This is a genomic window from Comamonas testosteroni (assembly GCF_000761245.1).
GTDB lineage: Bacteria > Pseudomonadota > Gammaproteobacteria > Burkholderiales > Burkholderiaceae_C > Comamonas > Comamonas testosteroni_C.
Map to the genome: position 1 here is coordinate 132,973 of NZ_AWOR01000043.1, position 19,303 is coordinate 152,275.

The window sequence follows — 19,303 nt, forward strand, 5'->3', positions numbered from 1 at the left end:
TGCCTACAATTTGATGCATGCAGCAAAGCCCCTCCTCCTCAACCAATACGGGTGCCGCAGTGGAGCGGCTTGTCCAGCTGTACGAACAACTGGCTCCTGGCCATCTGCAGCGACTCGACAGCTATTACGCGAGCGATGCACACTTCAAGGATCCGTTCAACGAGGTGCGCGGCGTGACCGCAATCACCGGCATCTTCGCCCATATGTTCGACACGCTGCAAGAGCCGCGTTTTGTCGTCACCGAGCGGCTGGTACAGGAGAGGCAGGCCTTTCTGGCCTGGGAGTTTCGCTTTCGCCTGCGGCGCTGGCGCCCCGGTTCCGAGCAATGCATTCGCGGTGCCAGCCTGCTGCGCTTTGATGCACAAGGTCTCGTCTGCCAGCATCGCGATTACTGGGATGCAGCTGAAGAGCTTTACGAGAAGCTGCCTTTGCTTGGAATCTTGATGCGCTGGCTGCGCAAAGCAGGTTCCGCTTCCAGAAAAACGCCCCATGCTCACCGTTCATCACCTTGAAACTTCGCGCTCGCAGCGCATACTCTGGCTGCTTGAGGAGCTCGGTGTTCCCTACGAATTGCGTTGCTACCAGCGCGATCCCGGGACCCGCCTGGCACCGCCGGAGCTCAAGCGCGTGCATCCGCTGGGCAAATCGCCGGTGATTACGGATGCTGGCATAGTCGTCGCCGAATCAGGCGCGATCATCGAGTATCTGGTTGAGCGCTACGGCCATCAGCTGCCTTCGGAGCTTTCGCACCTTGAGCCCCTGCGAGGCACCAAAGAATACCGTGAGTGCCGCTTCTGGATGCACTATGCCGAGGGTTCGCTGATGAACTGGCTGATGATGAAACTAGTTTTCGACACCATCCCGCGCCAGCCCATGCCGTTTTTCGTGCGCCCCATCGCCCGTGCTCTGTGCAAGCGGGTGCAGCAAAAACTCGTTGCGCCCAATGTGCAGACAGCGCTGGCGTTTATGGAAGCGCATTTAGCAGAACATCGCTGGTTTGCCGGCGAACATCTGAGCATGGCCGACTTCCAGATGAGCTTTGCCGTTGAAGCGGCTCTGGTGCGCAGCGAAAACGAGAACGCCTGGCCTCATCTGATCGCCTATCGCCAGCGCATGCATGAGCGTGCTGCATACCAGCGAGCCTTGAGCAAGGGCGGGCCGGTCGTCATGCAATCCTGAGGCAGCGACAGACTCCCGCCAACCGGATCGAGCCCTTGCCAGGGCAGCACCAGGAGCTGGTGTATCTGCCGGCGCAGGCTCCTCAGCGCGCCACCGCCAGCCCGTCAAACGTGGTGCTCGTCACCCAGTCGATGATCTGCGCCTGCGTGTACTGGCCCGATTCCTTGAGCAGGGCCACGACGGGATCGCAGGCTCGCGCGAACAGCGTATACAGCACCAATTCGGGGGGTAGAGCGGACTGCAGTTGGCCGCTGGTCTGGGCTTCGGTGATCCAGATGCTGAGCCGATTGCTCAGGGCAATCAGCCGGTCCATGTAGGCATCGTTGGATTGCAGCGAGGCGCTGAGATTTGAGTTCTGCGCCGGCAGGGAAGGCATTTCACCCTCCAGCTGCGTCTGCATGGCCCAGCGCGTCACGGACTTGAGCTGATCCAGCGGGCGCATGGGCGCACCGGCCTCTGCCGCCTGGCTTGCCTCGTCGCGCAGCCCCTCCACGAAGGCCAGGGCACGGTCCAGCACACCGACCATGGCGGCACCCGCCAGTTCCTCCTTGGAGGTGAACAGCTTGTAGAGGCTGGCCTTGGCCATGCCGGCTTCGGCCGCGACCTCGTCCACCGTCATGGCGTCATAGCCCTTGGTGGCTAGCAGCCGGTTGACGGCTACCACGATGGCCTGCTCACGCACGCGTTGTATCTGCTGTTTGATGGAGGAGCGGCTTGTCATGTGCGTATTTTAGACCTGATAGGCCACACCTCGTACTAGATAGTACAAAACATAAATATATGGTTTATAGTTTGAACTCATCAGTTCACAGTTTGACCTTCATGGTCTAAACTAGCGGTAAAAGCAGGAAAGGCATTCCCATGCATCGCATTGCAGTCATAGGGTCAGGGGTTGCGGGTCTGGCAGCGGCCCGGCGGCTGGCCGAAACTCCGGGTGGACATCGCGTGACGCTGCTGGAGGCCGGTGGTCATTTCGGAGGCCATGCCAACACCGTGGATATGACGCTGGATGGTGTGAGCCAGGGGGTGGACACAGGCTTTCTGGTCTTCAATCACCGCACCTATCCGCTTTTGACGCAGCTGTTCGAAGATCTGCAAGTGCCTACAGCAGCAGCCGAAATGTCGTTCTCGGTGCAGGTACCGCAGGCCGATGGACGTGAGGGCCTCGAATGGAGTGGCAGTTCACTGGGAGCTGTCTTCGCTCAGCGCAGCAATCTGCTGCGCCCCCGTTTTCTGAAGATGCTGGCCGAGATCCTGCGCTTCAATCGTCTGGCCACACGTATCGCCCAAGAAGGCGACGAAGCCGGCCTGCGCAGCTCCATCGAAGTCTTTCTGGATGAACACGGCTTTGGCACCGCGTTCCGGCAGGACTACCTGCTACCCATGATGGGTTGTATCTGGTCCTGCCCAACGGACCAGATGCTGCGCTTTCCCGTGGCCACGCTGATTCGCTTTTGCCACAACCATGGCCTGATCCAGGTCTCGAACCGGCCGCAGTGGTACACGGTGCGCGGCGGCTCGCGCCAGTATGTGCGGCGCATGCTGAGCGCGCTGCAACAAGATGGCAGCCACGAGGCCCGTCTGAACGCGCCCGTGCTGGGCCTGCGCCGCGTGGCGCATGGCGTGCTGCTGCAGATGGCGCATGGCACGGAACACTTCGATGCCGTGGTGCTGGCCTGCCACAGCGACCAGGCCCTGCGCCTGCTGGGTCTCGATGCCACGCCGCAAGAGCGAACCGTGCTGGCAGCCATACGCTATCAGCCCAACCAAGCCGTGCTGCACACCGATGCCAGCGTGCTGCCGAGCCGCGAGGCGGCCTGGGCAGCCTGGAACTACGAGCGCGCGGCCGATGCGGGGCGCGACCAGACAGGTGTATGCCTGCACTATCTGATCAACCGCCTGCAGCCTCTGCCGTGGCAGCAGCCCGTGATGGTCTCGTTGAACCCGGTGCGTCCCATCGACGACAGCAAGGTTCACGCACGCATAGAGTACAGCCACCCGGTGTTCGACCTGGCGGCCATCAGGGCACAGGCTCAGGTGGGCGCTGTGCAGGGTCAGCGCAGGACCTGGTTCTGCGGTGCCTGGTGCGGCTACGGATTTCACGAAGACGGCCTGCGCTCGGGGCTGGACGCGGCCGATGCTCTGCTGGACGCCTTGCCCAAGCTGCCTGTCAGCCCTGTCATCAGGGGGGCAGCATGAAGGCCCGCCCCCTCATCGGCTTCGGCCATGTCTGGCATCGCCGCCTGCGGCCCGTCGAGCATGCTTTCCGATATTCCGGTTACTTCCTCATGCTGCCACTGCGCAGCTTGCGCACGCAGCCCGAAGCCGTGCTGCGGCGCAACCGGCGCGGCTGGATCAGCTTTCACGACAGCGACCACGGCGAGGGTGGAGCCGACGCCCTGACCTGGTTCGAGCAACTGCTGCACAGCGAAGGCATTGACGATGCCGACGGCGAAGTCTGGCTGCACACCTTTCCGCGCGTGCTGGGCTATGTGTTCAAGCCCGTGAGCTTCTGGTATGCGCACCGCAGCGATGGCTCGCTGGCCGCCGTGCTGGCCGAGGTCAACAACACTTTCGGCGAGCGCCATGCCTATCTGCTGGCCGGCCCGGACCTGGCCTGGGGCCGCGAGCAGACGGCACGCAAGCAATTCCATGTCTCGCCGTTCTGTGAAGTGCGGGGTGAGTACCGCTTCCGCTTCGAGCGCAGTGACAAGCGCACCCTGGCTCGCGTGGACCTGCATGACGAAAACGGCCCGCTGCTGCAGACCTGCGTGGGCGGCACGCTGCATCCGCTGGACGCGGCCACCGTGCGCCGCGCCTTCTTCGGCACTCCTTTGATGACGCTGGGCGTCATCGCCCGCATCCACTGGCAGGCGCTGCGCCTCTGGGCCAAGCGCCTGCCCTTCCATGGCAAACCCACAGCGCCCGAGCGCTTTGTCACACGATGAACACCACTGCCGCCCCCCTGCTGAGCCGCTCTGCCGCAGTGCCGCGCCGCATGCCTGCGCGGGCACGCCAGGTGCTGAACCTGCTCGAACGCCTGCCCCACGGGCAGCTGGACCTTGAGCAGCCCGATGGCCGCCTGCTGCACCTGCCCCGCCCGCCTTCGGGGGCTGCCGATGCGCATTGCGTGCTGCACGACTGGCAGGCGCTGGAGCGCACCCTGAAGTCGGGCGATATCGGTCTGGCCGAGGGCTATATCGCGGGCGAGTGGGACAGCCCCGACCTGGCTGCGCTGCTGCGGCTGTGCATGTCCAACCGCGACCATGTACAAAGCCTGATCTACGGCAGCTGGTGGGGCCGCTTGGGCTACCGCCTGCGTCACCTGCTGCAGCGCAATACGCGAGCCGGCAGCGCCAGAAACATCCATGCCCACTACGACCTGGGCAATGACTTCTACCAGCTGTGGCTGGACCCCGGCATGAGCTATAGCGCAGCCTGGTTCGAGGGCCGCACGGGCGAGTCGCTGCAACAAGCCGACCTGCAGGCAGCCCAGCAGGCCAAGCTCAGGCGCACGCTGGACGAGGTACGGCTGCAGCCCGGCCAGCGCCTGCTGGAGATCGGCTGCGGCTGGGGTGGCCTGGCCGAGACGGCAGCGCGCGAATTCGGCGCCCGGGTCACAGGCGTGACGCTGTCGCGCGAGCAGCTGAACTGGGGGCAGCAGCGCATGCGGCAGTCCGGTCTGGCCGATGCCGTGGAGCTGCGCTACCAGGACTACCGTGACCTGCCTGCCCTGTATGCCCGCCAGCCCTTCGATGCCATCGTCTCCATCGAGATGTTCGAGGCTGTGGGCCGCGAATACTGGCGCGGCTACTTCCAGACACTGCGCGACTGTCTCAAGCCCGGGGGCCTGGCCTGCATACAGACCATCACGCTGCGCGAAGACCTGTTCGCGCGCTATCTGCGATCCACCGACTTCATACAGCAGTACATCTTCCCGGGCGGGCTGCTGCCCAGTATTTCCGCCTTCGCGCAGGAAGCACGGCGCGCCGGCCTGGTGGTCGAGCATCACCTGGCCTTCGGCCGCGACTATGCGGAAACGCTGCGCCGCTGGCGCCAGTCCTTCGAGCACCGACTCGACGCCGTGCACTCCCTGGGTTTTGACGAGCGCTTTGTACGCATCTGGCGCTTCTACCTTGCCTATTGCGAGGCGGCCTTCGACACCGGCAACACCGATGTCGTCCAGTTCACGCTGCGCAGGCCCCTGCCATGACTGCCCCTCCACCCCGCGCGCACCGCCGCCAGGCCTTGGCCTGGGGCGCTGCCTGCGCTCTTGCCCCTTCACTGACCGCCATGTCCAACCTGATTCACGCCATGACCCCGACAGCAGATCTCCCCACCGAACTGCGCAGCACGCTGCCTGCCGGACGCCTGGTGGGCAAAGGCGTGCTGCGCTTCTTCGGCCTGCGCGTCTACGAGGCACGGCTGTGGGCCGCCCCCGGGTTCCCTCCAGAAGACTACGCCCGGCACCTGTTTGCGCTGGAGCTGGTCTATGACCGCAAGCTCGAGGGCACAGCCATTGCCGAGCGCTCCATCGCCGAAATGCGCAGAGTGGGCAGCTTCACCGAGGAGCAGGCCCGCCAATGGCTGGAGCTGATGAAACAGGCCTTCCCCGACGTACAGGCCCAGGACCGGCTGCTGGGCCTGAACGACGGCCAGGGCGAAGTGCGCTTTTTCCACAACGGCCGCCAGACTGCGCAGCTGCGCGATGCTGAGTATGCACGCCTGTTCTTCGGCATCTGGCTCTCGCCTCAGACTTCGGCCCCTGCCATGCGCAGCTCGCTGCTGGGCCTGGGCTGAGCGCCAGTGGAGCATCTCATGCCTTCGCATACGGCCACCGCCCCCCTCCTGCCTTGGCGCACAGGGCTGGCGTATGGCGCGCTGGCCGCGCCGCTGGCCTTCGCCTCCCTGCCGCTGTATGTGAACCTGCCCTACCACTACGCCAGCGTGGCGGGAGCCCCGCTGGCGGGACTGGGCGCCGTGCTGCTGGCCACAAGGGCCTTCGATGCCCTGGTCGACCCAGCCTTAGGCCGCTGGGTCGACCGGCTTCTGCGCCGGGGCGTGGCTTGCACCGCAGGTGCGGCGGTCCTGTCCAGCCTGCTGATGGCGCTGGGCTTCGGTGCCCTCTGGCATCCGCCTTTCGATGCGCAGGACACGGCGGCCTTGCTGAGCTGGCTTGCCTGCAGCCTGCTGGTGTGCACGCTGGCCTATAGCATGCTCGTCATCCTCCACCAGGCCTGGGGCACGCGCTGGGGCGGTGAGCCCGCCTGGCGTGCGCGTGTCACGGCCTGGCGCGAGGGGGCCAGCCTGACGGGTGTGCTGCTGGCCAGCATGCTGCCGGCCTGGCTGGGACTGGATGCGACCACAGGCTTTCTCGCACTGGGTCTGGCACTGGGCCTGACCAGCCTGTTGCGGCTCAAGACTCCGGTTCCACAGCAACAACAGCCGCAGCCCGTGACCGGGCCTGCCAACTCCCCATGGGCCAATGCAGGCTTCAGGCGGCTGCTGGCTATCTTCATGGTCAATGGGGTGGCTGCCGCCATTCCCGCCACCCTGCTGCCTTTCTTCGTGGCAGACCGGCTGCAGGCCTCGGAACTGCTACCGGTGCTGCTGCTTTGCTTCTTCGGCGCTGCAGCCCTGGGCCTGCCGCTATGGGTGAAAGCCGTTGCACGCTGGGGTCTGGCACCCAGCTGGCGGGCCGGCATGCTGGCCAGCGTGCTGGCCTTCGGCTTCACGCCCTGGCTAGGCGAAGGCGATGGCATGGCTTTTGCCGTGATCTGCCTGGCCAGCGGGCTGGCCCTGGGCGCGGATCTGGCCCTGCCGGGGGCGTTGCTCACAGGCGTGATTCACGAATCTGGCGAAGGCGGCCGCAGCGAAGGCCGCTACCTGGGCTGGTGGACCTGCGCCACCAAGCTCAACCTGGCCCTGGCTGCGGGTCTGGCCCTGCCCCTGCTGTCGGCAGCCGGCTATCGCAGCGGTACCGGCGAGCCTGCAGGCCTGCAGGCACTGGCCTGGGCCTATGGCGGCCTGCCCTGCCTGCTCAAGCTCGCAGCAGCGGCCCTGCTCTGGCGCGCCGAGCGTCTGCATTCTTCATGGAGGCACACATGAGCCACATCATCCGATCCACCTCGTTTTCGCCACTGCGGCGCACCTGCCTGGGTGCGGCCTTGGCACTGAGCCTTGCTGGCTGCGCAGGGCCTTCCGTGCAGGACTATGCCAGGGAGCAGCCACAACTGGACCTGCGCCAGTATTTCAACGGGCCGCTGACGGCGCACGGCATGTTCACCGACCGCTCGGGCAAGGTGGTCAAGCGCTTCACCGTGCGCATGACAGGGAGCTGGAAAGGCGACGAAGGCACGCTGGACGAGCACTTCGTCTACAGCGACGGCAGCACGCAGCAGCGCATCTGGCATCTCCGCCACCTGGGCGACGGGCGCTACAGCGGCCGCGCCGACGACGTGGTGGGCGAAGCCCAGGGCCAGAGCGCCGGCAATGCCATTCGCTGGAGCTATGTGCTCGCTCTGCCCGTGAATGGAAGAGTCTGGAATGTCAGCATGGATGACTGGATGTACCTGATCGACGGACGCACCCTGCTCAACCGCACCGCCATGAGCAAGCTGGGCCTGCACCTGGGCGATGTGACACTTGCCATCATCAAGGAGTGATGATCATGTCGCTGCTGTGTGCACGGCTGAACCCGCCACTGCGCGACTGGCAGGGTCGCTCGGCATGGATTCTGGGAGCCTCGTCGGGCATAGGCCGCGCCACGGCCGACGCGCTGTACAGACAAGGAGCCAGAGTGATCGTTTCTGCGCGCCAAGGCGACGCCCTGCAGGATTTCGTGCGCAGCCACGATGGCTGCCTGGCCCTGCCGCTGGACGTGACCGACGCTGCAGCCCTGACTGCAGGAGCCCGGGCGGTGCAGGTTCATTGCGGCAAGGCTCCCGATCTGATTGTCTATTGCGCAGGCCGCTACAAGCCCCAGCGCGCCACGGAATTCGACCTGTCCGAGATGCAGCGCCATCTGGCCGTGAACTATGGCGGCGCCCTGCATCTGCTCGATGCCGTGCTTCCGATGCTGCTGGCCGCCGGGCAAGGCCATCTGGCACTGGTCGGTTCGGTGGCCGGCTATCGCGGGCTGCCGATGTCCCTGGCCTACGGCCCGACCAAGGCAGCACTCAACAACCTGGCCGAGAACCTCTATCTGGACCTGCACGACAGGGGCCTGGGTGTATCCATCATCAACCCCGGCTTTGTCGATACGCCGCTGACGGCGCAAAACCACTTCAGCATGCCGGCCCTGATCGATGCCGACGAGGCTGCCCGGCATATGCTGCAAGGCTGGGCCCAGGGACGTTTCGAGATGAATTTTCCGCGCCGCTTCACACGCTGGATGCGTCTGCTGCGCTGCCTGCCCGATGCCTGGTATTTCGCGGCCGTGCGCCGCATCACCGGCAACTGACTGCCTGGCCCTGCGCAAGCTGCCGAGGCCGAGCAGGCACTCTGCCACTCAGTCATGCTTTGAGCACACGGCGCCCGCCAGGTCCCAACGGCTCGCGCGCGAGCCCGAACTCCGCAGCTCTGGAGCAGCTCGGCATGCATCAACGGGATGAATGCAGCCCGCATCCCCAAAACAAAAAACCCTCTTGAATCATTGACTCAAGAGGGTTTGCTATCTGGTGGGTGATACATGGATCGAACATGTGACCCCTGCCGTGTGAAGGCAGTGCTCTACCGCTGAGCTAATCACCCGATAAGCGTTATTGTATCAGGGATTGGCGCTCACATTTTCAAAGTTGCGCCAAGCAGTCTTGCCGCCGCTGGATTTATCCAACTGCTTGAGCACATCGTCGTGGGCCGCCTGCTCCTGCTCGTTGGCACGCAGCACCGGCAGCTTGAAGCTGCTCAGGTCTACCGAGGCAACGATCATCGTCCCGGCCGCCGGGGCATCTGCAGGCTCCTCTGTCATGAGCAAGGCATCTTGCCCGCGCGTCAGATTGATGTAGACATCCGCCAGCAGCTCCGCGTCCAGCAAGGCGCCGTGCAGCGTACGGTTGGAGTTGTCGACACCCAGGCGATCGCACAGCGAGTCCAGCGAGTTGCGCTTGCCCGGGTACATCTCCTTGGCCATGACCAGAGTGTCAATGACGCCCCCCACGCACTGCTTGAGCGGTGGACGCTTGGCCAGCTTGAGCTCGTTGTTCAGAAAGCCAAGGTCGAACGGCGCATTGTGGATGATGAGTTCTGCGCCTTGCAGATACTCCCAGATCTCGTCGATCTTTTCCTCGAAGCGCGGCTTGTCCTTGAGGAACTCGGTCGTGATGCCGTGCACGCGCAAGGCATCGGGGTGGCTGTCGCGACCCGCATTGAAGTACAGATGCAGATTGTTGCCGGTGAGCTTTCGGTTCACCAGCTCCACGCAGCCCAGCTCGATCAGGCGATCGCCATCGATGGCCGACAGACCGGTGGTTTCCGTATCCAGAACAATTTGGCGCGACATTCAATTTCTCCCAATTACCTGCGGCGCTCACATCGCCCAACAATTTCTAAAACAAGCGCGTACCAAAGCCAGGACACCGAGGAAGCGCCGCCGCGCACCGAGGGTGTCGTCCCCCTCCCCTAGCGCGAAGCGCGCAGAGAGAGGGGGAAGGCGCAAAGCGCCTCAGGGGGTGCTCAGTGATTTTCCTTAGCGTGATTGATGGAGTACTTGGGGATCTCCACCGTCACATTCTCGCGCGCCAGAATGGCCTGGCAGGACAGGCGCGACTGAGGCTGCAGGCCCCAGGCCTTGTCCAGCAGGTCTTCTTCCTCTTCCTCGGCCTCGTTCAGGGAGTTGAACCCCTCCTTGACGATGACATGACAGGTCGTGCAGGCGCAGCTCATGTCGCAGGCATGCTCGATATTGATGCCGTTGTCCAGCATGGCTTCGCAGATCGAAGTGCCGACGGGAGCTTCGATTTCTGTTCCGTTGGGGCAGTACTCGGCGTGAGGGAGAATTTTGATGATGGGCATTGTTCTGTTTATGAATTAAATGGTGTTGACACTCTTGCCGGCCAGCGCCCGCTGGATGCTGCGATTCATGCGTTCGGCCGCAAACGACTCGGTTCCCTTGGCCAGGGCCTGCGTCGCGCCTTCCACGACGGCCGGATCATCGCTCGCGACGGCCGCGCGCAGCGCCGTCATCAGGCCGTCGATGCTGTCGCGCTGCTCGGCGCTGAGCACATCGCCATCCACGTCCAGCGCGCTCTGTGTGGCCAGCAGCATGCGATCGGCATCCACGCGGGCCTCGACCAGGGCGCGGGCCTTCATGTCCTCCTGTGCCGTGGCAAAGCCGTCCTGCAGCATCTGGGCGATCTGGTCGTCGGAGAGCCCGTACGAAGGCTTGACGTTGATATGCGCTTCGACGCCGCTGGTCTGCTCCTTGGCGCTGACGGACAGCAGGCCGTCGGCATCGACCGTGAAGGTCACGCGGATGCGCGCCGCACCGGCGGCCATGGGCGGAATGCCGCGCAGCTCGAAACGCGCCAGGCTGCGGCAGTCCGCCACCAGATCACGCTCGCCCTGCACCACATGAATGGCCAGAGCAGTCTGGCCGTCCTTGTAGGTCGTGAAGTCCTGTGCGCGAGCCGTGGGAATGGTCTCGTTGCGCGTGATGATGCGCTCGGACAGGCCACCCATGGTTTCCACGCCCAGCGACAGCGGGATCACGTCCAGCAGCAGCAAATCGCCGGCGGTATTGTTGCCGGCCAGCTGATTGGCCTGAATGGCAGCGCCCAGCGCCACCACTTCATCGGGATTGAGATTGGTCAGCGGCTCGCTGCCAAAGAAGTCCGCCACGGCCTGGCGAATCTGGGGCATGCGGGTGGAGCCGCCAACCATGACCACGCCCTGCACTTCATCGCGGCTCAGGTCTGCATCCTTGAGCGCGCGGCGCACGGCCGCAAGGCTCTTGCTGGTTAAGTAAGCAGTCAGCGCAATGAACTCCTCACGTTTGACATCAAAAGACACTGAACCCGAAGAAACATCAGCGGTAAACGCTACAACTTCTGATTCAGTCAGGGCCTGCTTGCAATTGCGCGCGGCAATACGCCAGGCGGTCTTGTCTGCCGCCGACTCCAGCTGCGTGTCGGTCTTTTCCGCCACCCAGGCCGCCAGCGCGTCATCGTAGTCGTCGCCGCCAAGTGCCGAGTCGCCGCCGGTGGCGATCACTTCAAACACGCCCTGTGCAAGACGCAGCACCGAGATATCGAAGGTGCCGCCACCCAGATCGTAGACGGCGTAGACGCCCTCTGCCGCATTGTCCAGGCCGTAGGCAATGGCTGCCGCCGTGGGTTCGTTGATCAGGCGCAGCAGATTGATGCCTGCCAGCTTGGCCGCATCCTTGGTGGCCTGGCGCTGGGCATCGTCAAAATACGCGGGCACGGTGATGACGGCGCCGTAGAGCTCGTCGTCGAACGTGTCTTCGGCGCGGAAACGCAGGGTCGCCAGAATTTCGGCGCTGATTTCCACGGGCGTCTTGGCACCGTCCACGGTCTCGATGGAGATCACGCTGCTGTCCCCAGTACCGAAGCGATAAGGCAGCTTTTCGGGCGACTCGATATCGGCCAGGCTGCGCCCCATGAAGCGCTTGGCCGAGCTGATGGTGTTGACGGCGTCCTGAGCCTGCGCTGCCTTGGCATCGAAGCCAATCTGGCGGCGGCCCATTTCCATGTAGCGCACTACCGACGGCAGCAGCACACGCCCCTGATCGTCAGGCAGGCATTCGGCTACGCCATTGCGCACGGCGGCGACCAAAGAGTGCGTGGTGCCCAGGTCGATACCCACGGCAATGCGTCGCTGATGGGGATCGGGGGATTGGCCGGGCTCGGAAATCTGCAAAAGCGCCATGAAATTCTTCTTTTGAAACGTCTGAGGCCAGCGTGGCTGGCCCGCTCAAGATGGATACGCCATGCGCCATGGGCGCAAAGCGTTGCTCTGGGTCTTATTGTCCCAGTTGATCGCGACGGCGATCCACATCTTGCGCAAATCGCGCAACAAACATGAGGGCTCTCACCTGCTGCACGGCAGCTGCGGCATCGCCAGCCTCGTCAAGCAGACGCGCGCATTCGCCAAGCATCTGCTTCTTGGCGGCCAGCATCTCGGCCTCCAGGACATCGAGTTCCTGCTCGCTGGCTGCATCCTCCAGCGCTTCGCGCCACTCCATCTGCTGCATCAGAAATGCCGCAGGCATAGCCGTGTTGTCTTCGGCGCGCACCGGCGCACCCGCCAGCTCGCAGAGATAGGCGGCGCGCTTGAGCGGATCCTTCAGACGCTGATAGGCCTCGTTGATGCGTACCGACCATTGCATGGCCACGCGCTGCGCGGCAGCGCCCTGTGCGGCAAAACGGTCGGGGTGCGCTTCGCGCTGCAGCTCTTTCCAGCGTGCATCGACCTGGCTGCGCTCCTGCGCAAACTGCCGCGGCAGGCCAAACAATTCAAAGTCGTCAGATTGCAGATTCATGGCATTAAAAAACCGCCTACAGCAGCGCTGAGGCGGTTCCGTTCTTACGCTTGGGCGCTACACACGCCAGGGACACCGAGCAAGAGCCGCCTCGCAGCGAAGGTGTCGTCCCTTTGGGGGAAGGCGCGAAGCGACTCAGGGAGAAATCAAATCCTGAAGCTCTCACCACAACCGCAGCGATCACGCTCGTTGGGGTTGTGGAACTTGAAGCCTTCGTTCAGGCCTTCGCGGACAAAGTCCAGTTCCGTGCCGTCAATATAGGCCAGGCTCTTGGGGTCGATCAGAACCTTGATGCCATGGTCTTCAAACACCACGTCATCGGGCTGGACCTCGTCCACATACTCCAGCTTGTAAGCCAGACCGGAGCAGCCGGTGGTTTTCACGCCGAGGCGCACGCCAATCCCCTTGCCGCGACGTGAAAGATAGCGGTTCACATGACGGGCAGCCGCCTCGGTCATTGAGATGGCCATGGCCTCAGGCTTCCGTTGCAGTGCGCTTTGCGCGGTAGTCGTTCACGGCTGCCTTGATGGCGTCTTCGGCCAGGATGGAGCAATGAACCTTGACCGGGGGCAGCGCCAGCTCTTCAGCGATCTGGCTGTTCTTCAGGGCCGCAGCCTCGTCCAGCGTCTTGCCCTTGACCCATTCGGTCACCAGCGAAGACGAGGCGATGGCAGAGCCGCAGCCATAGGTCTTGAAACGTGCGTCCTCGATCACGCCGGTGGCGGGATTGACCTTGATCTGCAGCTTCATCACGTCGCCGCAGGCGGGCGCGCCCACCATACCCGTGCCGACGGAGTCATCGCTCTTGTCGAACGAGCCAACGTTGCGGGGGTTTTCGTAGTGGTCAACAACTTTTTCGGAGTAAGCCATGGTGTCTACCTCTTGAACTCTTTGTAATCTGTGCTTAGTGTGCAGCCCATTGAATAGTGCTGAGGTCGATGCCGTCTTTGTACATCTCCCACAGCGGGCTCAGCTCGCGCAGCTTCAGCACGTTTTCGCGGATCGACTTGATCGCGTAGTCAATTTCTTCTTCCGTCGTGAAGCGACCAAAGGTCATGCGCAAAGAGCTGTGTGCCAGCTCGTCGCTGCGGCCCAGGGCACGCAGCACATAGCTGGGCTCCAGGCTGGCGGATGTGCAGGCGGAACCCGAGGACACGGCCAAGCCCTTGATACCCATGATCAGCGACTCGCCTTCGACGAAGTTGAAGCTCATGTTCAGGTAATGGGGAACACCGTTGTCCATATCGCCGTTGACGAACACCTGCTCCAGATCCTTGAGGCCGTCGAGCAGGCGCTGGCGCAGCGCACGGGCGTGCTCCATGTCCTTGGCCATCTCTTCCTTGGCGATGCGGAAGGCCTCGCCCATGCCCACGATCTGGTGGGTTGCCAGCGTGCCCGAACGCATGCCGCGCTCATGACCGCCGCCGTGCATCTGCGCTTCCAGGCGCACGCGCGGCTTGCGGCGCACATACAGCGCACCGATGCCCTTGGGGCCGTAGGTCTTGTGCGAAGCCAGGCTCATCAGGTCGATGGGCATGGTCTGCATGTCCAGATCCATCTTGCCCGAAGCCTGAGCTGCGTCGACGTGGAAGATGATGCCCTTCTCACGGCACAGAGCGCCAATGGTGTTCAGGTCCTGAACCACACCGATCTCGTTGTTCACGGCCATCACGCTGGCGAGGATGGTGTCGGGGCGGATCGCCGCCTTGAACACCTCGATATCCAGCAGACCATTTTCCTGCACGTCCAGATAGCTGACTTCAAAGCCCTGGCGCTCCAGCTCACGCATGGTGTCCAGCACAGCCTTGTGCTCGGTCTTCACGGTGATCAGGTGCTTGCCCTTGCCTTGATAGAAATGCGCTGCACCCTTGATGGCCAGGTTGTCGGACTCGGTTGCACCGCTGGTCCAGACGATCTCGCGCGGGTCGGCGCCGATCAGATCAGCCACCTGCTTGCGGGCCTTCTCGACGGCTTCTTCGGCTTCCCAGCCCCAGGCATGGCTGCGCGATGCGGCATTGCCAAAATGTTCACGCAGCCAGGGAATCATGGCGTCCGCCACGCGGGGGTCCACCGGAGTGGTTGCACCGTAGTCGAGATAAATGGGAAAGTGCGGGGTCATGTCCATGACTGGCTCGTCTTGTTTTTGGCTGACAAATCGTGAGGAATCGATGCACCTTGTGGTGCCATCAGGGCGAAGAAACATGCCGCACAGCCATGCATGCATCCAGGCCCTGACTATCGGAGTCGGGCTTCATGCCGATCTGGTTGCCGCCCGAGCACTGCTCAAGCGGCCCCGGATCAGGATTTAGCGAAGGCGTTACCCAGGGCGAACACCGAGTTCGGTGCGTTCACACGGATGGGCTTGACCACAGGTGCTGTGGAGATGGCGCGGCGCACCACGGGCTTGTCCTCGATCTGGATGCCCTTGGCCAGTTGCTCGTCCACCAGCTTTTGCAGAGTGACGGAGTCCAGGAATTCCACCATGCGCTGATTCAGTGCGGCCCACAGCTCATGGGTCATGCAGCGGCCGGCTTCGCCCAGACAGTTTTCCTTGCCACCGCACTGGGTCGCATCAATGGGTTCATCCACCGAGACGATGATGTCGGCCACGGTGATGTCCGTTGCCTTTCGGGCCAGGGTGTAGCCGCCGCCGGGGCCACGGGTGGATTCCACCAGTTCGTGGCGACGCAGCTTGCCAAACAACTGTTCCAGATAGGACAGCGAAATCTGCTGACGCTGGCTGATGGCAGCCAAGGTCACAGGGCCATTGTTCTGGCGCAGAGCCAGGTCGATCATCGCGGTGACCGCAAAGCGGCCTTTGGTCGTAAGACGCATACGAGCTCCTTCAGTCAGGATTGTTCGTTACAGAAACGCACGTCTGGTCACAGTACCTAGACGAGCACAGTCTCCGCCCTTACTCCGTCCTGTGATTAGGTTCAGAGCCCTTCTGTGAGGGAAGTTTGTTGTTGAGTGTTTGACGCGAGTATATCACATTCCCCATCAATTTTGTCGGGTAACAGCGTGCACTCACGTAATAACCCTGAGAAAGGCGAAGGAATATTCCTACGGCGCCGCACCGAACAATTGCTGCTTGAGCAGCGAAAGCTGGTCCCGCACACGCGCTGCCTGCTCGAATTCCAGGTTCCTGGCGTGCTCGAGCATTTGCTTTTCCAGACGCTTGATCTCCCTGGCAATGTCTTTCTCCGACATATCCTCGACACGTGCCTGTTGTAGCGCCTGCTCCTGCAGGCGTTCGGCCTCTTTGCCGCTCTTTTCGCTGTAGACACCATCAATCAGGTCTTTCACCCTCTTGACAATCTGCTTGGGCACAATTCCGTTGGCTTCGTTGAAAGCCATCTGTTTTTCGCGGCGTCTTTCGGTTTCGCCTATGGCTTTCTTCATGGACTCGGTAATGCGGTCCGCGTACAGGATCGCCTTGCCGTTGACGTTGCGCGCGGCGCGACCGATGGTCTGGATCAGGCTGCGCTCGGCACGCAGAAAGCCTTCCTTGTCGGCATCCAGAATCGCCACCAGCGAGACCTCGGGAATATCCAGGCCTTCGCGCAGCAGGTTGATGCCGACCAGCACATCGAAGGCTCCCAGACGCAGGTCGCGGATGATTTCCACGCGCTCCACCGTATCCACGTCGGAGTGCAGATAGCGCACCTTCACGCCGTTGTCGGTCAGGTATTCGGTCAGTTGCTCGGCCATGCGCTTGGTCAGCGTGGTGATGAGCACGCGCTCCTCCAGCTCCACGCGCAGGCGGATTTCCTGCAGCACGTCGTCGACCTGGTGAATGGCCGGCCGCACTTCGATCTTGGGGTCGACCAGGCCCGTTGGACGCACCACCTGCTCCACCACCTGCCCGGCATGGGTTTTTTCGTATTCGGCGGGCGTGGCCGAGACAAACACCACCTGGCGCATGCGATGCTCGAACTCCTCGAACTTGAGCGGACGGTTGTCCAGCGCCGACGGCAGGCGAAAGCCATATTCCACCAGAGTGGTCTTGCGCGCCCGGTCGCCGTTGTACATGGCGTTGAGCTGGCCGATCATCTGATGGCTCTCGTCCAGAAACATGATGGAGTCGCGCGGCAGATAGTCGGTCAGCGTGCTGGGCGGATCGCCGGGCTTGGAGGCCGAGAGATGGCGGGTGTAGTTCTCGATGCCCTTGCAATGCCCCACTTCGCTGAGCATTTCCAGATCGAAACGCGTGCGCTGCTCCAGGCGCTGCGCCTCGACCAGCTTGCCCATGCCCACCAGTTGCTTGAGGCGCTCGGCCAGCTCTTCCTTGATGGTCTCCACGGCCGCCAGCACCTTGTCGCGCGGCGTCACATAGTGGCTGCTGGGATAGATGGTGAAGCGCGGGATGTTCTGGCGCACCCGGCCCGTGAGCGGGTCGAACAGTTGTAGGGTCTCCACCTCGTCGTCGAACAGCTCGATGCGCACGGCCAGCTCCGAGTGCTCGGCCGGGAACACGTCGATGGTGTCGCCTCGCACGCGGAAGGTGCCGCGCGAGAAATCCTGGTCGTTGCGCTGGTACTGCATGCGGATCAGCTGCGCAATCGCGTCACGCTGGTTGAGCGTGTCGCCCGCGCGCAGCGTCATGATCATGCGGTGGTAGCTCTCGGGCTCGCCAATGCCGTAGATGGCCGAGACGGTGGCCACGATCACCACATCGCGCCGCTCCATGATGCTTTTGGTGCAGGACAGGCGCATCTGCTCGATGTGCTCGTTGATGGCGCTGTCCTTTTCGATGAACAGGTCGCGCTGGGGCACATAGGCTTCGGGCTGGTAGTAGTCGTAGTAGCTGACGAAGTACTCGACCGCGTTTTTCGGGAAAAACTCCCTGAACTCCGAGTACAGCTGTGCGGCCAGGGTCTTGTTGGGCGCAAACACGATAGCCGGTTTGCCCAGACGCGCGATCACGTTGGCCATGGTGAAGGTCTTGCCCGAGCCAGTCACACCCAGCAGCGTCTGGAAGGACTCGCCGTCATTGACGCCTTCGACCAGTTTTTCGATGGCCGCAGGCTGATCGCCCGCCGGTGGATAGGGCTGGAACAGCTCGAACGGCGAGTCCGGGTATTGCACGAAACGGCCTTGCGGCTCGGCATTCATATTTTGTTCTTGCATGATCTCATGTCCATGACGCATAGGGTAAGCGCGGAGTAGAATGGCAGCCCAACCCTCAAGCCTAACCTAGGCTGATGCGTTTTTTCGAGCACCGGGCAATGCCCTGCCCGTCTAACGCGCTCGGAGCAGTAGCTGGGGGTGACCTGACTTATTTCCATCCCTCAAGGATTTTTTCATGTCTCTGTTTACCGCCGTCGAAATGGCCCCCCGCGACCCCATTCTGGGTCTGAACGAGCAATTCAACGCTGACTCCAACCCCAACAAAGTGAACCTGGGTGTGGGCGTGTACTTCGACGACAACGGCAAGCTGCCCCTGCTGGAGTGCGTGCAGGCCGCCGAGAAGGCCATGATGGAAAAACCCACCGCCCGCGGCTATCTGCCCATCGACGGTATCGCCGCCTATGACAACGGCGTCAAGGCCCTGGTGTTCGGTGCCGAGTCCGACGTGGTCAAGTCCGGCCGCGTGGCCACCGTGCAAGCCATCGGCGGCACCGGCGGCCTGAAGATCGGTGCCGACTTCCTCAAGAAGCTCAACCCCAACGCCAAGGTCCTGATCTCCAACCCCAGCTGGGAAAACCACAAGGCCATCTTCACCAACGCAGGTTTTGAAGTCGGCTCCTACGCTTACTACGATGCAGCGACCCGCTCCATCGACTTCGCCGGCATGCTGGCCGACCTGAACGCTGCCGCCGCCGGCACCGTGGTCGTGCTGCACGCCTGCTGCCACAACCCCACTGGCTACGACATCACTGCCGCTCAGTGGGATGAAGTGATTGCCGTCGTCAAGGCCAAGGGCCTGATCCCCTTCCTGGACATGGCCTACCAGGGCTTTGGCCACGGCATCGCCGAAGACGGCGCCGTGATCGGCAAGTTCGTGGCCGCCGGCCTGGACATCTTTGTCTCGACCTCCTTCTCCAAGAGCTTCAGCCTGTATGGCGAGCGCGTGGGCGCCCTGTCCGTGGTGGCTGCCGACAAGGACGAAGCCGCTCGCGTGCTGTCGCAGCTGAAGATCGTCATCCGCACCAACTACTCCAACCCTCCCACCCATGGCGGCGCCGTGGTGGCAGCGGTGCTGAACAACCCCGAGCTGCACGCTCTGTGGGAGAAGGAGCTGGGCGAGATGCGCGTGCGTATCAAGGCCATGCGCCAGAAGCTGGTTGACGGCCTGAAGGCTGCCGGCGTGCAGCAAGACATGTCCTTCATCACCACCCAGATCGGCATGTTCTCGTACTCCGGCCTGTCCAAGGACCAGATGGTGCGCCTGCGCTCCGAGTTCGGCGTGTACGGCACCGACACCGGCCGCATGTGCGTGGCTGCGCTCAACAGCAAGAACATCGACTATGTCTGCAAGGCCATCGCCGCCGTGATCTAAGCGCGCGATTCAGGGCCTGGCCCCTGAAAGCAAAAGAGCAACGGACTTTTAGTCCCTTGCTCTTTTTTTATGGCCGCTTCGATGCCTGCTTCAATGCCGGCTTCAGTACCTGTTTCAGTACC

At 62.9% G+C, this 19,303-nt stretch carries 20 protein-coding genes and 1 tRNA gene; 10 read left to right on the forward strand and 11 right to left on the reverse strand.

Going from position 1 to position 19,303, the window contains the following annotated elements; translation table 11 throughout:
* The first annotated feature begins 17 nt into the window (after positions 1 to 17).
* Both P353_RS09940 and P353_RS09945 read left to right on the forward strand, forming a co-directional pair.
* Positions 18 to 512, forward strand: a complete 495-nt coding sequence (locus P353_RS09940) for a nuclear transport factor 2 family protein (protein ID WP_034368653.1) — start codon at positions 18 to 20, stop codon at positions 510 to 512.
* A complete protein-coding gene (locus P353_RS09945; protein ID WP_034368656.1) occupies positions 490 to 1,179 on the forward strand; it encodes a glutathione S-transferase family protein in 690 nt (229 codons plus the stop codon). The genes P353_RS09940 and P353_RS09945 overlap by 23 nt, the downstream gene beginning before the upstream one ends.
* 82 nt (positions 1,180 to 1,261) lie before the next feature.
* On the opposite strand, the gene P353_RS09950 is transcribed toward P353_RS09945, so the two are convergent.
* The gene (locus P353_RS09950) at positions 1,262 to 1,900 is read right to left on the reverse strand and encodes a TetR/AcrR family transcriptional regulator (protein WP_034368659.1); all 639 of its coding nucleotides are present in this window, start codon (positions 1,898 to 1,900) and stop codon (positions 1,262 to 1,264) included.
* Between the two features lie 140 nt (positions 1,901 to 2,040).
* Here P353_RS09950 and P353_RS09955 point away from each other — a divergent pair, with 140 nt between their 5' ends.
* The 7 genes from P353_RS09955 to P353_RS09985 are packed head-to-tail and all read left to right on the forward strand — an operon-like array spanning position 2,041 to position 8,641.
* Positions 2,041 to 3,378 carry an NAD(P)/FAD-dependent oxidoreductase gene (locus tag P353_RS09955; RefSeq protein WP_034368662.1) on the forward strand — a complete coding sequence of 446 codons (1,338 nt, stop codon included), beginning with the start codon at positions 2,041 to 2,043 and terminating at the stop codon, positions 3,376 to 3,378.
* Complete coding sequence (locus P353_RS09960) at positions 3,375 to 4,127, forward strand: DUF1365 domain-containing protein (RefSeq protein ID WP_034368665.1); 753 nt, start codon at positions 3,375 to 3,377, stop codon at positions 4,125 to 4,127. The genes P353_RS09955 and P353_RS09960 overlap by 4 nt, the downstream gene beginning before the upstream one ends.
* Positions 4,124 to 5,392 carry an SAM-dependent methyltransferase gene (locus P353_RS09965; protein WP_034368668.1) on the forward strand — a complete coding sequence of 423 codons (1,269 nt, stop codon included), beginning with the start codon at positions 4,124 to 4,126 and terminating at the stop codon, positions 5,390 to 5,392. The genes P353_RS09960 and P353_RS09965 overlap by 4 nt, the downstream gene beginning before the upstream one ends.
* Positions 5,389 to 5,979, forward strand: coding sequence for a hypothetical protein (locus P353_RS09970; RefSeq protein ID WP_034368670.1), 591 nt, complete (start codon positions 5,389 to 5,391; stop codon positions 5,977 to 5,979). The genes P353_RS09965 and P353_RS09970 overlap by 4 nt, the downstream gene beginning before the upstream one ends.
* An 18-nt stretch (positions 5,980 to 5,997) precedes the next feature.
* Complete coding sequence (locus P353_RS09975) at positions 5,998 to 7,287, forward strand: MFS transporter (protein ID WP_034368673.1); 1,290 nt, start codon at positions 5,998 to 6,000, stop codon at positions 7,285 to 7,287.
* Positions 7,284 to 7,844, forward strand: a complete 561-nt coding sequence (locus P353_RS09980; protein ID WP_034368675.1) for a DUF3833 domain-containing protein — start codon at positions 7,284 to 7,286, stop codon at positions 7,842 to 7,844. Before P353_RS09975 ends, P353_RS09980 begins: the two co-directional genes overlap by 4 nt.
* Before the next feature lie 5 nt (positions 7,845 to 7,849).
* A complete protein-coding gene (locus P353_RS09985; RefSeq protein WP_034368735.1) occupies positions 7,850 to 8,641 on the forward strand; it encodes an SDR family NAD(P)-dependent oxidoreductase in 792 nt (263 codons plus the stop codon).
* Between the two features lie 215 nt (positions 8,642 to 8,856).
* Here P353_RS09985 and P353_RS09990 read toward each other — a convergent pair.
* The 10 genes from P353_RS09990 to uvrB all read right to left on the reverse strand — a co-directional run bounded on the left by P353_RS09990 (position 8,857) and on the right by uvrB (position 17,809).
* Positions 8,857 to 8,931, reverse strand: a tRNA-Val gene (locus P353_RS09990).
* A 16-nt stretch (positions 8,932 to 8,947) separates the two neighbouring features.
* Positions 8,948 to 9,679 (reverse strand): DNA polymerase III subunit epsilon, encoded by a 732-nt coding sequence (gene dnaQ / locus P353_RS09995; protein WP_034368677.1) that lies wholly within the window; start codon positions 9,677 to 9,679, stop codon positions 8,948 to 8,950.
* A gap of 173 nt (positions 9,680 to 9,852) precedes the next feature.
* Positions 9,853 to 10,191, reverse strand: a complete 339-nt coding sequence (fdx, locus tag P353_RS10000) for an ISC system 2Fe-2S type ferredoxin (protein WP_003054218.1) — start codon at positions 10,189 to 10,191, stop codon at positions 9,853 to 9,855.
* Between the two features lie 15 nt (positions 10,192 to 10,206).
* Positions 10,207 to 12,066 carry a Fe-S protein assembly chaperone HscA gene (gene hscA / locus P353_RS10005; RefSeq protein ID WP_034368680.1) on the reverse strand — a complete coding sequence of 620 codons (1,860 nt, stop codon included), beginning with the start codon at positions 12,064 to 12,066 and terminating at the stop codon, positions 10,207 to 10,209.
* 94 nt (positions 12,067 to 12,160) lie between these two features.
* Positions 12,161 to 12,679, reverse strand: coding sequence for a Fe-S protein assembly co-chaperone HscB (gene hscB, locus P353_RS10010; protein ID WP_034368682.1), 519 nt, complete (start codon positions 12,677 to 12,679; stop codon positions 12,161 to 12,163).
* 146 nt (positions 12,680 to 12,825) lie between these two features.
* Positions 12,826 to 13,149: an iron-sulfur cluster assembly protein IscA gene (iscA, locus tag P353_RS10015; RefSeq protein WP_003054214.1), complete on the reverse strand. Its 324-nt coding sequence runs from the start codon at positions 13,147 to 13,149 to the stop codon at positions 12,826 to 12,828.
* Positions 13,150 to 13,153: 4 nt separating this feature from the next.
* The gene (gene iscU / locus P353_RS10020) at positions 13,154 to 13,549 is read right to left on the reverse strand and encodes a Fe-S cluster assembly scaffold IscU (protein ID WP_003054213.1); all 396 of its coding nucleotides are present in this window, start codon (positions 13,547 to 13,549) and stop codon (positions 13,154 to 13,156) included.
* Positions 13,550 to 13,583: 34 nt separating this feature from the next.
* Positions 13,584 to 14,804 (reverse strand): IscS subfamily cysteine desulfurase, encoded by a 1,221-nt coding sequence (locus tag P353_RS10025; protein WP_034368684.1) that lies wholly within the window; start codon positions 14,802 to 14,804, stop codon positions 13,584 to 13,586.
* A 173-nt stretch (positions 14,805 to 14,977) separates the two neighbouring features.
* Entirely contained in the window at positions 14,978 to 15,514 is a 537-nt protein-coding gene (iscR, locus tag P353_RS10030) for a Fe-S cluster assembly transcriptional regulator IscR (protein WP_003054211.1), read from the reverse strand.
* A 228-nt stretch (positions 15,515 to 15,742) separates the two neighbouring features.
* Entirely contained in the window at positions 15,743 to 17,809 is a 2,067-nt protein-coding gene (gene uvrB, locus P353_RS10035) for an excinuclease ABC subunit UvrB (protein WP_034368737.1), read from the reverse strand.
* Between the two features lie 175 nt (positions 17,810 to 17,984).
* Between uvrB and P353_RS10040 the strand changes: the two genes are divergently transcribed.
* Entirely contained in the window at positions 17,985 to 19,181 is a 1,197-nt protein-coding gene (locus P353_RS10040; protein WP_034368685.1) for an amino acid aminotransferase, read from the forward strand.
* Positions 19,182 to 19,303 lie beyond the last annotated feature (122 nt).